Below are 15,032 nucleotides of genomic sequence, written 5' to 3' on the forward strand. Positions count from 1 at the left end.
GAGAGGGTTAGGGTGAGGGCGCCGGGCCTCACCAATGTTGCGACGGTATCCACCGCCCGGAGCCCTCACCCCAGCCCTCTCCCAGAGGGAGAGGGAGCAAGACCCAAGGCCGAGCGAAGCGATGGCCTGTTAGGTATCTACGGCCGAGCGAAGCGATGGCCTGTTAGGTATCTACGGCCGAGCGAAGCAAAGGCCCGAATCACCCCCCTCTGGCTGTGCCGAGGAGCGCAGGGGAAAGCGGGATAAGGGCCGCAGCTGTCTGAGCGGAACGAAGTGCAGCGAGTTCTGCGGACCCCGCTTTCCCCGAGCACCGCAGGTTGCCCGCAGCGAAGCGGAGGGACACAGACAGTGGGGTCGCCTTCTTTTGCTTACTTTTCTTGGCGAGACAAGAAAAGTGAGTCGCCCGCCGGGGCGAGACCCGGCCAACAGCCTCAACAAAAACGCAGCACAAAAATCAACGCGCGTGCGTCACCCCCCCATCCACAACCAACGTAGACCCCATCACATAGTCCCCCGCATCCGAAGCCAGATAAATCGCCGCCCCCGCCATATCCTCAGGCTTCCCAATCCGCCCCGCCGGAATCCGCCCCTTGATCTCATCCCCATGGTCCCGGGCATCCTTGTTCATGCTCGAGGCAAAGGCCCCCGGCGCAATCGCACTCACCACGATCCCGTCCTGCGCCAGCCGCAGCGCCATGCGCCGCGTGAGCTGGATCAGCCCCGCCTTGCTCGCCGCATACGAGTAGGTCTCCTGCGGATTCACCGAGATCCCGTCGATCGAAGCGATGTTGATCACCTTCGCCAGGTGATCGCCACCCGCGGCCGCCTTCTTCAGCAGCGGCGTCAACGCCTGCGTCAGGAAGAACGGCGTCTTGAGGTTCAGGTCGACCACCTTGTCCCACCCGCTTTCCGGAAACTCCCCATAGGGCGCACCCCAGGCCGCGCCGGCGTTGTTGACCAGGATGTCCAGCGACGACTCGTGCTTCGCGAATGCATCGACCAGCGCCTGCGCCCCTTCGAGCGTCGACACGTCGGCCGGCAGCGACACGCAATGCCCGAAGGCCGACAGCTCCTTCGCCGTCTGGTCGCAGGCCTCGGCCTTGCGCGCCGAGATGTAGACCCGCGCGCCTTGCGCGAGGTAGCCCTCGGCGATCATGCGGCCGATGCCGCGCGAGCCGCCGGTGATGAGGGCGGTGCGGCCCTGGAGCGAGAAGAGTCGGGTGGTGTCCATGTGCGGCGTCTCCTGGTGTGCATGAGGCCGCCCGATGGAAGAAGGGCAGGGGCAGCCGGAGGCCGCAGCTTAGTGCCGGCGTCGCGCCGCGGGCGTCACCTTGGCGCCAGCAGCAGGCGCAGCTGGCTGTCGAAGCGGCGCGGCTCGCCGGTCAGGGGATCGGTGAAGGCGATGGAGCGCGCCAGCAGTTGCAGCGGCCGGTCGAAGTCGTCGCTGTCGACCGGCGTCAGCACCGGATAGAAGGGGTCGTTCACGATCGGCATGCCCAGCGCCATGCAGTGCACGCGCAGCTGGTGCCGCCGGCCCGTGACCGGCGAGAGCGCGAGATGCGCGAGGCCGTCGAAGACCTTCAGCACCGCGATGCCGGTCTCGGAGTTGGGTTCGCCGGGCGCTTCCTTCACCTGCATGAAGTGCGCGTCGTCGACCAGCCGGCTGCGGTAGACCGACGGCAGCGCGGCCGCGGCGGTCTCGCCGCCGGGCAGCGGCACGATCGCCTCGTACGCTTTGTGCACCGTGCGCTGCGCGAACATGGTCTGGTAGGCGCCGCGCGTCTCGGGCCGCAGCGAGAACAGCAGCAGGCCCGCGGTGCTGCGGTCGATGCGGTGCAGCGGCGACAGCGCCTCGATGCCGAGCTTGCGCTTGAGCCGCACCAGCAGGCTGTTGTGCAGGTACTTGCCGGTGGGCGTGACCGGCACGAAGTGCGGCTTGTCGACCACCAGCAGGTGCTCGTCGCGGTACAGCACCTGCTCCTCGAACGGGATCGCCGGCTCGGTGTCGAGCGCGCGGTAGTAGAAGACGCGCAGCGGCGCCTGGTAGCGGCGCTCGGGCGTGACGGGTACGCCGTGCTCGTCGACCACCTCGCCGTCATGGATGCGCCGCATCCAGGCCTCGGGCGCGATGGCGGTGAAGCGCGCGATCAGGAAATCGGCGATGGTGGGCCAGTGGTCCTCGGTCGGCAGGCCGACGCAGCTCGCGCTCACGCCGTCGCGCATCGGCAGCGGCGGACGCGCGAGGCGGCCACGGCTCATGCGAGGGCCTCTTCGAGCAGCGCAGCCGAGGGCCGCGAGGCCACCTCGGGCTGCAGGCAGCGATCGCGCAGTGCCGTCATCGCGAGCGGCGCTTCATCGCAGCGCGCGACCAGTTCCTCGAGCAGGCAGCCGAAGGCGCGCACCTCCAGTTGCCGCGCACGCGCCGCGGCGTCGGCGGGCAGCGCATCGGCGAACCAGGCGGCGCCGAAGTCGCCCAGGCGCGCGCCCTGCTCGGGATGCCAGAGGATGTTGTGCGCATAGAGGTCGCCATGCACCAGGCCGCGCGCATGCAGGTGCCGCATCGCCGCCGCGATGTCGCGCGCGATGCGCAACGCGGTGGCGGCGGACCAGCGGGCGTCGTCGGCATAGACGTCGCGCGTGCACGAGGCCAGGCTCGGCGGCCCCGCGAGCGTGCGGAACGACGCCGGCACGCGCGCCATCACCAGGCCCTGCGTGCCCTCGGGATGGCCGTCGATGCGGCCCTGCGCGCCGATCAGGGTGGCATGGGCGCCGGCCGCGATGCTGGCCGCGAGTTCGCTGCGCGGCCAGCCGTCGCTGGTGACGGCCCCCTTGAAGAGCTTGACCGCGACCGGCTCCCGCCCGTTCAGCAGCGCCTCGTGGATCACGCCCGAGGCGCCCTCGCCGAGCTTCGCGCCCAGCCGCAGCGCGTGCCAGTCGATGCGAGGCACCGCGGGCGCGAGCGCCGCGGCCTCCTCGTCGCGCGCGTCGAAGGCATTGCCGGCGGCGGCCAGCCACGACAGCCGCGGCATCGACCACAGCCAGTCGGGCGGCGCCGCGAAGCGGTTGGCGGAGATGCGCAGCAGCTCGAGCCGGGTGCAGCCGGCCAGCGTCTCGGGCAGGGCGTTCAGGCGGTTGCCCGCGAGCATCAGCTTCTGCATGCGCGCGCAGTCGCCCAGCGTGTCGGGCAGGCGCTCGATCGCGTTGTCGGTCAGGATCAGCCAGCGCAGCGAGGGCGCGAGCGACGCGGCCGGCACCTCGGCGATGCGGTTGGCCTTGAAGCCGACGATGTCGAGGCTCGCGCAGTCGCCGATCGATTCGGGCAAGCGCGTGAAGCGGTTGTCGGAGCAGAACAGGACGCGCAGCCGGTGCAGCCGGCCCAGGTCGTCGGGCAGGCGCTCGAGCGCATTGCCCGTGAGGTTCAATACCTCGAGCGTGTCGGCCAGGTCCAGGATCTCGCGCGGAAATTCCTCGAGGCCGCAGCTCAGGTCGAGCCGCGTGGCGCCGGCCAGCCGGCCCGCGCGCAGATCGGCCAGCGTGTGCGACATGTTCATGCCCGCGAGTCTATGCGCGGCCGTCGGCCGCGCCACGCCATGTCATGCCGCGCAGGAACTCAGGCCAGCGCGCCGAAGCGGTAGATGCCGTCCGCGCCCAGCTCGCGCTTCACCTGTCCTGAGTACCAGAGCAGGTGCAGATGCGCCACGGTCTCGCCCATCGCGAAGGTCATCTGGTGCAGGTCGAGTTCGCGCTTGAACAGGATCGGCAGCCCTTCGAAGGCCGTGATCGGCCGCGCCAGCGCGACCTCGAGCAGCTCGGCCAGGCGGTCGCGGTGGTGCTCCTGCAGCTGCTCGACGCGGCGGTGGATGCCGGTGAAGGGCTTGCCGTGCGCGGGCAGGCCGAGGGTGTCGGCGGGCAGCGACTTGAAGCGCTCGATGCTGTCGAGGAACAGGCGCAGCGCGTTCGCCTCGGGCTCGCCCGCGTACACGCTCACGTTGGTCGAGATGCGCGGCAGCATCATGTCGCCGCCCAGCAGCAGCTTGAGGTCGTCGCAGTACAGCGCGATGTGCTCGGGCGCGTGGCCGTAGCCGCTGATGCAGCGCCAGGCATGGCCGCCGATGTCGACGCTCTCGCCGTCGAGCATGCGCACGAAGCTCTCGGGCACCGAGGGCACCATGTTGGCGTAGTAGTTGGTGCGGCCGCGGATCTTGTCGAGGGCCTCGGGGTTGGCCAGGCCGTGCGCGCTGAAGAAGCGCGCGGCATGCTCGCCGCCCGCGAGCGTGTCGCCGCTGCTGCACAGCACGCGCGCCACGTGGTAGTCGGTCGAGCTGATCCACAGCGGCACGTTCCAGCGCTTGCACAGCCAGTCGGCCAGGCCGATGTGGTCGGGGTGCATGTGGGTGACGATCACGCGCACGATCGGCAAGCCCTGCAGCTGGGTCTCGAAGATCTGCTCCCACTGCGCCCGCGCCTCGTCGCGCGAGATGCAGCAGTCGACCACGGTCCAGCCCTCGACGCCGCGGTAGTTGTCGCGCAGCAGCCAGAGGTTGATGTGGTCGAGCGCGAACGGCAGCCGCATGCGGATCCAGCGCACGCCGGGCGCCACTTCGAGGGCCTCGCCGGGCGCGGGCAGGGTGTCGCCGAGGGGGTAGTGGAGTTCGCGTTCGAGCAGATTCATGTAGGATTGACGTTTACGTAAACGTCATGGGTTGAGGGCACCATTGTAGAGAGCGCGGCGCAAATGTGCTGTCGCCCCCGCAACGCCCCCGTCCCGGCGCCCCTCCGTGCCCCTCGAACCAGCCTCCATGCCAGCGCAAACCTTCACCATCAGCCAACTCGCGAAGGAATTCGACCTGACGACGCGGGCGATCCGCTTCTACGAGGACATGGGGCTGCTCACGCCCGAGCGCGCCGGTCTGCAGCGCATCTACAGCGCGCGCGACCGGGCCCGGCTCACGCTCACGCTGCGCGCCAAGCGCCTGGGCCTGAGCCTGACCGAGGCCAAGGACATCCTCGACATGTACGACAGCCCGCGCGACACCGTGCCGCAGCTCGAGCGCTTCCTCAGCATCCTGGGCGCCCACCGCGCGCAGCTCGAGGGCCAGCTCGCCGAGCTGCAGGCCAATATCGCGGAAGTGCGTGCTCACGAAAAGAAGGGCCAGACGGCGCTGGCGCGCGCGCAGAAGGCCGAAACCGCCGGCAAGCCCAACGGCAAGGTACCGCGACCGGCCAGGGCCGCCTGAGAGCCGCCGGCGCCGGGCGCCGGCGCACCGAATCCCCCTCCACCTCACCGACAATCCCCGCATGTCCGAATCACTCGACGACCTCTTCGCCCACAACCGCGCCTGGTCCGCGCAGATGGAACGCGACCGGCCTGGTTTCTTCACCAGCCTGGTCAAGCAGCAGACGCCGCGCTACATGTGGATCGGCTGTTCCGACAGCCGCGTGCCGGCCAACCAGATCACCGGCCTCGAGCCCGGCGAGGTGTTCGTGCACCGCAACGTGGCCAACATCGTGGTGCACTCCGACCTCAACGCGCTGTCGGCGATCCAGTTCGCGGTCGAGCACCTGAAGGTCTCGCACATCATGGTGGTGGGCCACTACGGCTGCGCGGGCGTGAAGGCCGCGCTCAACGGCACCCGCATCGGCCTGGCCGACAACTGGATCCGCCACATCCAGGACGTGCGCGACCGCCACCACGTGATGCTCGACAGCTTCTCGGAGGAAGTGCGCGCCGATGCGCTGTGCGAACTCAACGTCGCCGAGCAGGTGGTCAACGTGGCCGTCAGCACGGTGATGGTCGACGCCTGGAGCCGCGGCCAGAAGGTCACGATCCACGGCTGGACCTTCGGCGTGCACGACGGCCTGCTGCAGGACCTGGGCATGAGCGTGGAAGGCGACAAGTCGCTCGAATCGCTCTACAAGGCCGCGGTGCAGCGCGTGCGCCACAAGTACAGCCGCCCCGGCGAACTGGTGACCCAGCTCACGGGCAAGCCCGCCGCGGCACCGACGCCGACGCCCGCCGCCGGCTGAAGGCCGCGCCTTCTTCGGCCCATGTTCCCGCAGCGCCTCGACTCCCCGCTGGCCTACGACATCGCGAAGGCGATGATGGACGGCTTCAACCGCCATTACAGGCTGTTCCGGGCCGAGTCGGCGCGCGCCAAGCATCGCTTCGAGACCGCCGACTGGCACGGCCAGCAGCGCGCGCAGCGCGAGCGCATCGAGTTCTACGACCTGCGCGTGAGCGAGGCGGTGGCGCGGCTCGAGAAGGAGTTCAAGGCCGGCGAGCAGCCGATGGACGTCTGGCACCAGGTCAAGCTGCATTACATCGGCCTGTTGGTCGACCACCATCAGCCCGAGCTGGCCGAGAGCTTCTTCAACTCGGTCACCACCAAGATCCTGCACCGCGCGTACTTCCAGAACGACTTCATCTTCGTGCGCCCGGCCATCAGCACCGAGTACATCGAGCCGCGCGGCGCGCCCACCTACCGGCCCTACTATCCGTCGCCCGCGACGCTGGCCGACACCATCGAGCAGATGCTCGACGACTTCGCGCTGCTCGGCAGCTGGGCCCACAAGCGGCGCGATGCCGAGCGCGTGGCGAGCGCGATGCAGGGGCGCTTCCACCAGGTCAAGCTGCGCGCCAACTTCCAGCTGCAGGTGCTCTCGGGCCTGTTCTATCGCAACAAGGGCGCCTACGTGGTCGGCAAGATCATGAACGGCTTCGTCGAGCTGGCGTTCGCGCTGCCTATCCTGCACGACGGCCGGGGCCGCTTCCACGTCGACGCGGTGCTGTTCGGCGAGGACGACCTGCAGATGCTGTTCAGCTTCGCGCGCGCCTACTTCATGGTCGACATGGAGGTGCCCTCGGCCTGCGTGCAGTTCCTGCGCTCGCTGATGCCGCGCAAGCCGCGCGCCGAGATCTACAACGCGCTGGGCCTGGCCAAGCAGGGCAAGACGCTGTTCTACCGCGACTTCCTCTCGCACCTCAACTACTCGAGCGACCGCTTCCGCATCGCGCCCGGCATCAAGGGCATGGTGATGCTGGTGTTCGACCTGCCTTCGTTCCCGTTCGTGTTCAAGGTCATCAAGGACTTCTATCCGCCGCCGAAGGACACCACGCGCGAGCAGATCAAGAGCAAGTACATGCTCGTGAAGCAGCACGACCGCGTGGGCCGCATGGCCGACACGCTCGAGTACAGCGACGTGGGTTTTCCGCTCGACCGCTTCGAGCCCGCGCTGATCGAGGAGATCCGCAAGTTCGCGCCCAGCCAGCTCGAGATCGGCGACCGCGACGGCAACGGGGAGATGGAGCTGGTGCTCAAGCACGTCTACATCGAGCGCCGGATGATCCCGCTGAACATCTACCTGCAGGAGGCCTTCGACACGCTCGCGCATCCGGAGAGCCCGGCGCAGGCCAGGCGTGCCAGGGAGCAGCTCGAGCAGGCGGTGATCGAGTACGGCAACGCGATCAAGGACATGGTGGCGGCCAACATCTTCCCGGGCGACATGCTGTGGAAGAACTTCGGCGTCACGCGCGGCGGCAAGGTCGTGTTCTATGACTACGACGAGATCGAATACATCACCGACTGCCGGTTCCGCAAGGTGCCCGCACCGCGCAACGAGGAAGAGGAGATGAGCGGCGAGGTCTGGTATTCGGTCGGCCCGAAGGACGTGTTCCCCGAGACCTTCGAGCCCTTCCTGCTGGGCAACAAGGACGTGCGCGAGGCCTTCATGGCACACCACGCCGACCTGCTCGACGCTGCCTTCTGGCAGCACCACAAGGAACGCATCCAGGCCGGCCAGATGCTGGATGTGTTCCCGTACGAAGAGTCGCAACGCTTCCACGACGAGGAGCAGGCGGCAAACACCTGAAGACCGAACGCAGAAGTCGCGAAGGTCGCGCAAAAGTCGCAGAAGAAATTTCCGAAGCCTGATGTCTTCTTCTGCGACCCCCGCGTCACTTCTGTATTTTTTCTGCGTTCGGCTGTCCGAATCTTTCATCCAACCAGGAGCACTGAAATGTCCGAATCCATCGTCATCGTCGGCGCCGCCCGCACCCCCATGGGCAGCTTCCAGGGCGACTTCTCCTCCCTCGCGGCGCACGACCTCGGCGGCGCCGCGATCAAGGCCGCCGTCGAGCGTGCCGGCATCGCGCCCGACAGCGTGGGCGAGGTGCTGTTCGGCAACTGCCTGATGGCGGGCCAGGGCCAGGCGCCCGCGCGCCAGGCGGCCTACAAGGGCGGCCTGCCCGACAGCGCCGGCGCCGTCACGCTCAGCAAGATGTGCGGCTCGGCCATGAAGGCCGCAATGCTCGCGCACGACCTGCTGCTGGCCGGCACGCACGACGTGATGGTGGCCGGCGGCATGGAGAGCATGACCAACGCGCCCTACCTGATGCTCAAGGGCCGCGGCGGCTACCGCATGGGCCACGACCGCATCTTCGACCACATGATGCTCGACGGCCTCGAGGACGCCTACCAGCCGGGCCGCTCGATGGGCACCTTCGGCGAGGACTGCGCGGCCAAGTACAAGTTCACGCGCGAACAGCAGGACGCCTTCGCCATCGCCAGCGTCGAGCGCGCCAAGAAGGCCACCGACACCGGCCTGTTCAAGGACGAGATCGTGCCGGTCACCGTCAAGGGCCGCGGCGGCGACACCGTGATCTCCATCGACGAAGGCCCGGGCAAGGTCAAGCTCGACAAGATCCCGACGCTCAAGCCCGCGTTCAAGAAGGAGAACGGCACCATCACCGCCGCCTCGAGCTCGTCGATCAACGACGGCGCCGCCGCGCTGGTGATGATGACCGAGTCGCATGCGAAGAAGATCGGCGCCAGGCCGATCGCGCGCATCGTCGGCCATGCCACGCACGCGCAGCAGCCCGAGTGGTTCTCGACCGCGCCGGTGGGCGCCGTGGCCAAGCTGTTCAAGAAGACCGGCTGGAGCGTCAAGGACGTGGACCTCTGGGAAGTCAACGAGGCCTTCGCGGTGGTGCCGATGGCGCTGATGCACGAGCTCGACGTGTCGCACGACCGCGTCAACATCCACGGCGGCGCCTGCGCGCTGGGCCATCCGATCGGCGCCAGCGGCGCGCGCATCATGGTCACGCTGATCCACGCGCTGAAGGCGCAAGGCAGGAAGCGCGGCGTGGCCACGCTGTGCATCGGCGGCGGCGAAGGCACCGCCGTGGCGCTCGAACTGCTGTAAAAGGTACGACGCCCGTCCGCCGGCCCGGGCCGCCCGCCGCCTTCCGCCCCTCCCCGGGGCGGCCGGCCGGCGGCGGCTGCCGGCGGGCTTTCCCAGTTTTCGAACGAATCGCAGAAAAGCAGGAGGTCCCATGCGTCCCTTTCATTCACGCAACGTCATCGCCGCCGTGCTCGCGGGCGCCCTGCTCGCGCCGGCCGCCTGGGCGCAGAAGCGCGACAACGTGCTGTTCCAGGCCGCCACCGACGAGCAGCCCGCCGTCATCAAGACGCTGGAGAAGCTGGTCAACATCGAGACCGGCACCGGCGACGCCGAGGGCATCGCCGCGGCGGGCAACTTCCTCGAGGGCGAGCTCAAGAACCTGGGCTTCACCGTCACGCGCAGCAAGTCGGCCGGCCTGGTGGTGGGCGACAACATCGTCGGCAAGCTCAAGGGCCGCGGCGGCAAGAACCTGCTGCTGATGTCGCACATGGACACCGTCTACCTCAAGGGCACGCTCGCCAAGGCGCCGTTCCGCATCGAGGGCGACAAGGCCTACGGCCCCGGCATCGCCGACGACAAGGGCGGCAATGCCGTGATCCTGCACACGCTCAAGCTGCTCAAGGACTACGGCGTGCGCGACTACGGCACCATCACCGTGCTGTTCAACACCGACGAGGAGAAGGGCTCCTTCGGCTCGCGCGACCTGATCCAGGAAGAGGCCAAGCTGGCCGACTACGTGCTCTCGTTCGAGCCCACCGGCGCCGGCGACGAGAAGCTCTCGCTCGGCACCTCGGGCATCGCCTACGTGCAGGTCAACATCACGGGCAAGGCCTCGCACGCGGGCGCCGCGCCCGACCTCGGCGTGAACGCGCTGGTCGAGGCCTCCGACCTGGTGTTGCGCACCATGAGCATCGACGACAAGTCGAAGAACCTGCGCTTCAACTGGACCATCGCCAAGGCCGGCAACGTCTCGAACATCATCCCGGCCAGCGCCACGCTCAACGCCGACGTGCGCTATGCGCGCAACGAGGACTTCGATGCCGCGATGAAGACGCTCGAGGAGCGCGCGCAGCAGAAGAAGCTGCCCGATGCCGACGTGAAGGTGATCGTCACGCGCGGCCGCCCGGCCTTCAATGCCGGCGAAGGCGGCAGGAAGCTGGTCGACAAGGCGGTGGGCTACTACAAGGAAGCCGGCGGCACGCTGGGCGTGGAAGAGCGCACTGGCGGCGGCACCGACGCGGCCTACGCGGCGCTGTCGGGCAAGCCCGTGATCGAGAGTCTGGGCCTGCCGGGCTTCGGCTACCACAGCGACAAGGCCGAGTACGTGGACATCAGCGCGATCCCGCGTCGGCTGTACATGGCGGCCCGCCTGATCATGGACCTGGGTTCGGGCAAGTAACGACGACGCGACGAGAACGACACAAGGAGACACGCCATGCTGCTGAGCACCGACCAGGAAGCCATCCGCGACGCCGTGCGCGATTTCGCGCAGGCCGAACTCTGGCCCCACGCGCCGAAGTGGGACCGCGAGCACAGCTTTCCGAAGGAAGTGCACCAGGGCCTCGCGGCGCTCGGTGCCTACGGCATCTGCGTGCCCGAGGAGCACGGCGGCGCCGGCCTCGACTACCTCACGCTCGCGCTGGTGCTCGAGGAGATCGCGGCCGGCGACGGCGGCACCAGCACCGCGATCAGCGTGACCAACTGCCCCGTCAACGCGATCCTGATGCGCTACGGCAATGCGCAGCAGAAGAAGCAGTGGCTCGAGCCGCTCGCGCAGGGGCGGATGCTCGGCGCCTTCTGCCTGACCGAGCCGCAGGCCGGCAGCGATGCCTCGAGCCTGCGCACCACCGCGCGCAAGGACGCCGACGGCTATGTGATCGACGGCGTGAAGCAGTTCATCACCAGCGGCAAGAACGGCCAGGTCGCGATCGTGATCGCGGTCACCGACAAGGCCGCGGGCAAGCGCGGCATGAGCGCCTTCATCGTGCCGACCGACGCGCCGGGCTACAACGTGGCGCGGCTCGAGGACAAGCTCGGCCAGCACAGCAGCGACACCGCGCAGATCAACTTCGACGGCTGCCGCATCCCGGCGGAGAACCTGATTGGCGCCGAGGGCGAGGGCTACAAGATCGCGCTCGGCGCGCTCGAGGGCGGCCGCATCGGCATCGCCGCGCAGAGCGTGGGCATGGCGCGCAGCGCCTTCGACGTGGCCGTGGCCTATGCCAAGGAGCGCCAGGCCTTCGGCGGGTCCATCTTCGACCAGCAGGCCGTGGGTTTCCGGCTCGCCGACTGCGCGACGCAGCTCGAGGCCGCGCGCCAGCTGATCTGGCATGCCGCGAGCCTGCGCGACGCCGGCCGCCCCTGCCTCAAAGAGGCCGCGATGGCCAAGCTGTTCGCGAGCGAGATGGCCGAGCGCGTGTGCAGCGCGGCGATCCAGACCCTGGGCGGCTACGGCTACGTGAACGACTTCCCGCTCGAGCGCATCTACCGCGACGTGCGCGTGTGCCAGATCTACGAAGGCACCTCGGACATCCAGAAGCTGCTGATCCAGCGGGCACTGTGAGCCGGCCGCGCTGATGCGCCGCCCCGGATGGCGCGCCTTCGCGGCGCTCGCGCTGGCCGCGCTCGGCCTCTGGAGCATCGCGATCGAGCCGCGCTGGGTCGCGGCGCGCACCGAGACGCTGGACAGCGCCGCCTGGGGCGCGCAGCCGCGGCTGCGCATCGCGGTCGCGAGCGACTGGCACCTCACCGAACGCAGCCTCTGGCGCGTGACCGACGTGGAACGCGCGCGCCGCATCGTCGACGCCATCAATGCCGCGCAGCCCGACCTGGTGCTGCTGCCCGGCGACTTCCTGGCCGGCCATGGCGGCGACGAGCCGCTGCCGATCGAGACCATGGCCGAGGTGCTCGGGCGGCTGAAGGCGCCGCTGGGCGTGTACGCGGTGCTCGGCAACCACGACTGGTGGCACGACGGCGCGCGCATCACGCACGCGCTGTCGGCGCAGGGCATCGTGGTGCTCGAGAACAATGCCGTGCCGCTGCCCGGGCGCGCACTCTGGGTGGTGGGCATCGGCGACCACTCCACCGGTCATTCGCGGCCCGATCGCGCCTTGTCGCGCGTGCCGGCCGGCGCTCCCACGTTGGTGCTGATGCACGACCCCGCGAGCCTGGCCGGGATGCCGCGCCTCGCCGCGCCCGCGCCGCTGCTCACCGTGGCCGGCCACACCCATGGCGGCCAGGTCTGGGTGCCGGGCTACGGCGCGCCCATCGTGCCCGGCGCGGCGCCGCGCACCTGGGCCTATGGCTGGATCGAGAACCGCGGCCGGCGCATGTACGTGACCAGCGGCCTGGGCGTGAGCATCCTGCCGGTGCGCTTCAACATGCGGCCCGAGTGGGTGATGTTCGAGTAGCGCTTTCTCGTCGCGCATTCGCGCCTTGTCATCGGTTTCGACGACAGACAGCCGCCGCGCGGCGGCGCACGATGGCGGCCTTCCGTTCGTTCATCGAGGCCGTCGCCATGACCCGTTCTTCCTTCGCCCCCTTGCGCCGCCCGGCGCGTCTTGCCGCGTCCGCGCTGGCCGTGCTCGCCATGGGCGCCCAGGCCCAACAGCCGGCCGCGCCCGACATCGCCACCCTGACCGCCAGCGACGCGGTGCGCGAGCTCTGCGCCGGCCGGCTGACCAGCGAGCAGCTGGTCACGGCCTATGTCGCGCAGGCCCGGGCGAAGGCCAATCTCAACGCCTTCATCACGCTCGACGAGCAGGGCGCGCTCGCGGCCGCGCGCGCCGCCGATGCCGCGCGCAAGCCCGGCGCGGCCTGCAAGCCGCTCGATGGCCTGCCGGTGGCGATCAAGGACAACATCCAGGTGCGCGGCCTGCCCTTGAGCGCCGGCACGCCCGCGCTCAAGGGCTTCGTGCCGGCGGCCGACGCGCCGGTGGTCGCGAAGCTGCGCGCGGCCGGCGCCATCGTGCTGGGCAAGACCCACATGCACGAGCTGGCCTTCGGCGTCACCGGCTACAACCCGGCCTTCCCCTCGGGCCCCGAGGTCGGCGTGCGCAATGCCTACGACCCGCGCCGCATCGCGGGCGGTTCCTCGTCGGGCAACGGCGCGGCGCTCGGCGCGCGCATGGTGCCGGCCGCGCTGGGCACCGACACCGGCGGCTCGGTGCGCATTCCCTGCGCCTTCAACGGCTGCGCCTCGCTGCGGCCCTCGATGGGGCGCTATCCGCAGCAGGGCATCGCGCCGATCTCGCACACGCGCGACACCGCCGGCCCGATGGCGCTGTCGGTGGCCGACCTGGTGCTGCTCGACCGCGCGATCGCGGGCGGCGCGGCGGTGCGTCCGGCCAACCTCAAGCGCGTGCGGCTCGGCGTGGTGCCGGCCTTCTTCGCCAACCTCGATGCCGACACCCGCGCCGCCACCGATGCCGCGCTCGCCAAGCTGCGCGCGGCCGGCGTCACGCTGGTCGAGCTCGAGATGCCGAAGCTCGGCGAGCTCAACGGCGCGGTGGGTTTCCCGGTCGCGCTCTACGAGGCGAACGACGACATGGCGGCCTACCTCGCGAAGTACGACACGGGCATCGACCTGAAGCAGCTCGCCGCCGGCATCGCCAGCCCCGACGTCAAGGGCACCTTCGACGGCCTGGTGCTGCCGCGCAAGCTGCCAGCCGCGAACGGCACGGTCGACGCCAGGCCGGCCTACGACAACGCGATGCGCGTGGCGCGCCCGGCGCTGCAGAAGCTCTATCGCGACACTTTCACGAAGCACCGGCTCGACGCGCTGGTGTTCCCGACCGTGCCGCAGGTGGCGCTGCTGGCCGCGCCCGAGGCCAGCAGCCCGGAGAACTTCGGCGCGCTGATCCAGAACACCGACCCCGGCAGCAACGCCGGCATCCCGGGCCTGCAGCTGCCCTCGGCGCTGGGCGCGACCAGCGGCCTGCCGATCGGGCTCGAGCTCGACGGGCCCGCGGGCAGCGACCGCCGCCTGCTGGCGCTGGGCCTGGCGATCGAGCCCTTGCTGGGACGGCTGCCGGCGGCGAAGTAGGGCGGCGCGCGGCTTCTTCAGTCGCGCGGCAGCACGCCCGCGAGCGCCGAGCGGCGCTCGATGCCGAGCTTGTCGAAGATGCGCCGCAGGTAGGTGCGCACCGTGGGCACGCCCACCGCCATGCGGCGCGCGATGTCCTTGTCGGTGAGGCCTTCGCGCACCGCGCGCGCCACCTGCTGCTCGCGCGCGCTGAGGCTGGCCCAGGGCGAGGCGGCGCTGTCCTGCGCCGCGACGCAAGGCGCCTGCGCGCGCTGCCGGGCCCGCAGCAGCGCGCCCGCGAACGCGGGCTCGATCAGGTCGAGCATCAGCGTCTCGCGCGCGCCGAAATCGCCGCGCTCCTTGCGGCGCCAGATGCGCAGGTCACCGAGCGCGCGCTCGCCGTCGAAGGTGTGAAGGTTCAGACCCCAGTGCAGGCCGTCGCGCGCGAGGAAGTCGTTGAAGAAGGGCGTGCGCATCAGTTCGCGCTGCGGCATCACCTCGGTCACGCGCGTGGCGCGGCGGCGCGACTGCAGCACGAAGGTGATCGGGTCGTGGTGCTGGTGCCACTGCGCATAGGTGTCGAGGTTGGCCGGCGCCATGTTGATCGCCACGCGCGAGCCGAAGCCGCCGCGCTCGGCGTCCCAGACGAAGGACGCGAACTGGTCGGCCCGCAGCAGGCCGAGCAGCGCATGGCCGAGGCGCTCGCGGATCTCGCGCTCGCCGCACTCGTCGCGCGCGAGCAGCGTGAACACGCCGCGCAGGGCCTGCTGTTCGGAAGCGCTCAGGTACATGGCCGTTGTTCCTCGATGGTGTGCGTTGTCTTCTCGTG

13 protein-coding genes are annotated in these 15,032 nt (G+C 69.7%); 8 read left to right on the top strand and 5 right to left on the bottom strand.

Translation table 11 applies throughout. The annotated features are described in order from the left end of the window. Window positions 1–454: 454 nt before the first annotated feature. The 4 genes from ACHMXE_RS14765 to ACHMXE_RS14780 form a co-directional block, all read right to left on the bottom strand. Window positions 455–1,231: an SDR family oxidoreductase gene (locus ACHMXE_RS14765; RefSeq protein ID WP_395349917.1), complete on the bottom strand. Its 777-nt coding sequence runs from the start codon at window positions 1,229–1,231 to the stop codon at window positions 455–457. Between the two features lie 95 nt (window positions 1,232–1,326). Beyond that, a complete protein-coding gene (locus ACHMXE_RS14770; RefSeq protein WP_395349919.1) occupies window positions 1,327–2,259 on the bottom strand; it encodes a pseudouridine synthase in 933 nt (310 codons plus the stop codon). Beyond that, on the bottom strand, window positions 2,256–3,545 hold the full coding sequence (locus ACHMXE_RS14775) for a leucine-rich repeat-containing protein kinase family protein (protein WP_395352678.1): 1,290 nt from the start codon (window positions 3,543–3,545) through the stop codon (window positions 2,256–2,258). The genes ACHMXE_RS14770 and ACHMXE_RS14775 overlap by 4 nt, the downstream gene beginning before the upstream one ends. Before the next feature lie 65 nt (window positions 3,546–3,610). Next, the gene (locus ACHMXE_RS14780) at window positions 3,611–4,672 is read right to left on the bottom strand and encodes an MBL fold metallo-hydrolase (protein WP_203203035.1); all 1,062 of its coding nucleotides are present in this window, start codon (window positions 4,670–4,672) and stop codon (window positions 3,611–3,613) included. Window positions 4,673–4,799: 127 nt separating this feature from the next. On the opposite strand from ACHMXE_RS14780, the gene ACHMXE_RS14785 reads away from it, so the two are divergent. From ACHMXE_RS14785 to iaaH, 8 genes are all read left to right on the top strand, one after another. Further along, complete coding sequence (locus ACHMXE_RS14785) at window positions 4,800–5,237, top strand: MerR family DNA-binding transcriptional regulator (RefSeq protein ID WP_203203034.1); 438 nt, start codon at window positions 4,800–4,802, stop codon at window positions 5,235–5,237. 61 nt (window positions 5,238–5,298) lie between these two features. Further along, window positions 5,299–6,027 (top strand): carbonate dehydratase, encoded by a 729-nt coding sequence (gene can / locus ACHMXE_RS14790; RefSeq protein WP_203203033.1) that lies wholly within the window; start codon window positions 5,299–5,301, stop codon window positions 6,025–6,027. A 21-nt stretch (window positions 6,028–6,048) separates the two neighbouring features. After that, on the top strand, window positions 6,049–7,869 hold the full coding sequence (aceK, locus tag ACHMXE_RS14795; protein WP_395349923.1) for a bifunctional isocitrate dehydrogenase kinase/phosphatase: 1,821 nt from the start codon (window positions 6,049–6,051) through the stop codon (window positions 7,867–7,869). Between the two features lie 147 nt (window positions 7,870–8,016). Beyond that, on the top strand, window positions 8,017–9,201 hold the full coding sequence (locus ACHMXE_RS14800; protein ID WP_395349924.1) for an acetyl-CoA C-acyltransferase: 1,185 nt from the start codon (window positions 8,017–8,019) through the stop codon (window positions 9,199–9,201). A gap of 130 nt (window positions 9,202–9,331) precedes the next feature. Next, complete coding sequence (locus tag ACHMXE_RS14805; RefSeq protein WP_093348258.1) at window positions 9,332–10,579, top strand: glutamate carboxypeptidase; 1,248 nt, start codon at window positions 9,332–9,334, stop codon at window positions 10,577–10,579. A gap of 36 nt (window positions 10,580–10,615) precedes the next feature. After that, window positions 10,616–11,743: an acyl-CoA dehydrogenase family protein gene (locus ACHMXE_RS14810; RefSeq protein ID WP_395349925.1), complete on the top strand. Its 1,128-nt coding sequence runs from the start codon at window positions 10,616–10,618 to the stop codon at window positions 11,741–11,743. A gap of 13 nt (window positions 11,744–11,756) precedes the next feature. Continuing rightward, window positions 11,757–12,590, top strand: coding sequence for a metallophosphoesterase (locus tag ACHMXE_RS14815; RefSeq protein ID WP_395349926.1), 834 nt, complete (start codon window positions 11,757–11,759; stop codon window positions 12,588–12,590). A 179-nt stretch (window positions 12,591–12,769) separates the two neighbouring features. Beyond that, window positions 12,770–14,224, top strand: a complete 1,455-nt coding sequence (iaaH, locus tag ACHMXE_RS14820) for an indoleacetamide hydrolase (RefSeq protein WP_395352680.1) — start codon at window positions 12,770–12,772, stop codon at window positions 14,222–14,224. A 17-nt stretch (window positions 14,225–14,241) separates the two neighbouring features. On the opposite strand, the gene ACHMXE_RS14825 is transcribed toward iaaH, so the two are convergent. Next, window positions 14,242–14,994, bottom strand: a complete 753-nt coding sequence (locus ACHMXE_RS14825) for a helix-turn-helix transcriptional regulator (RefSeq protein ID WP_203203026.1) — start codon at window positions 14,992–14,994, stop codon at window positions 14,242–14,244. Between the last annotated feature and the right edge of the window lie 38 nt (window positions 14,995–15,032).

This window comes from Variovorax sp. UC122_21 (genome assembly GCF_044056785.1).
Taxonomy (GTDB): Bacteria; Pseudomonadota; Gammaproteobacteria; order Burkholderiales; family Burkholderiaceae_C; genus Variovorax.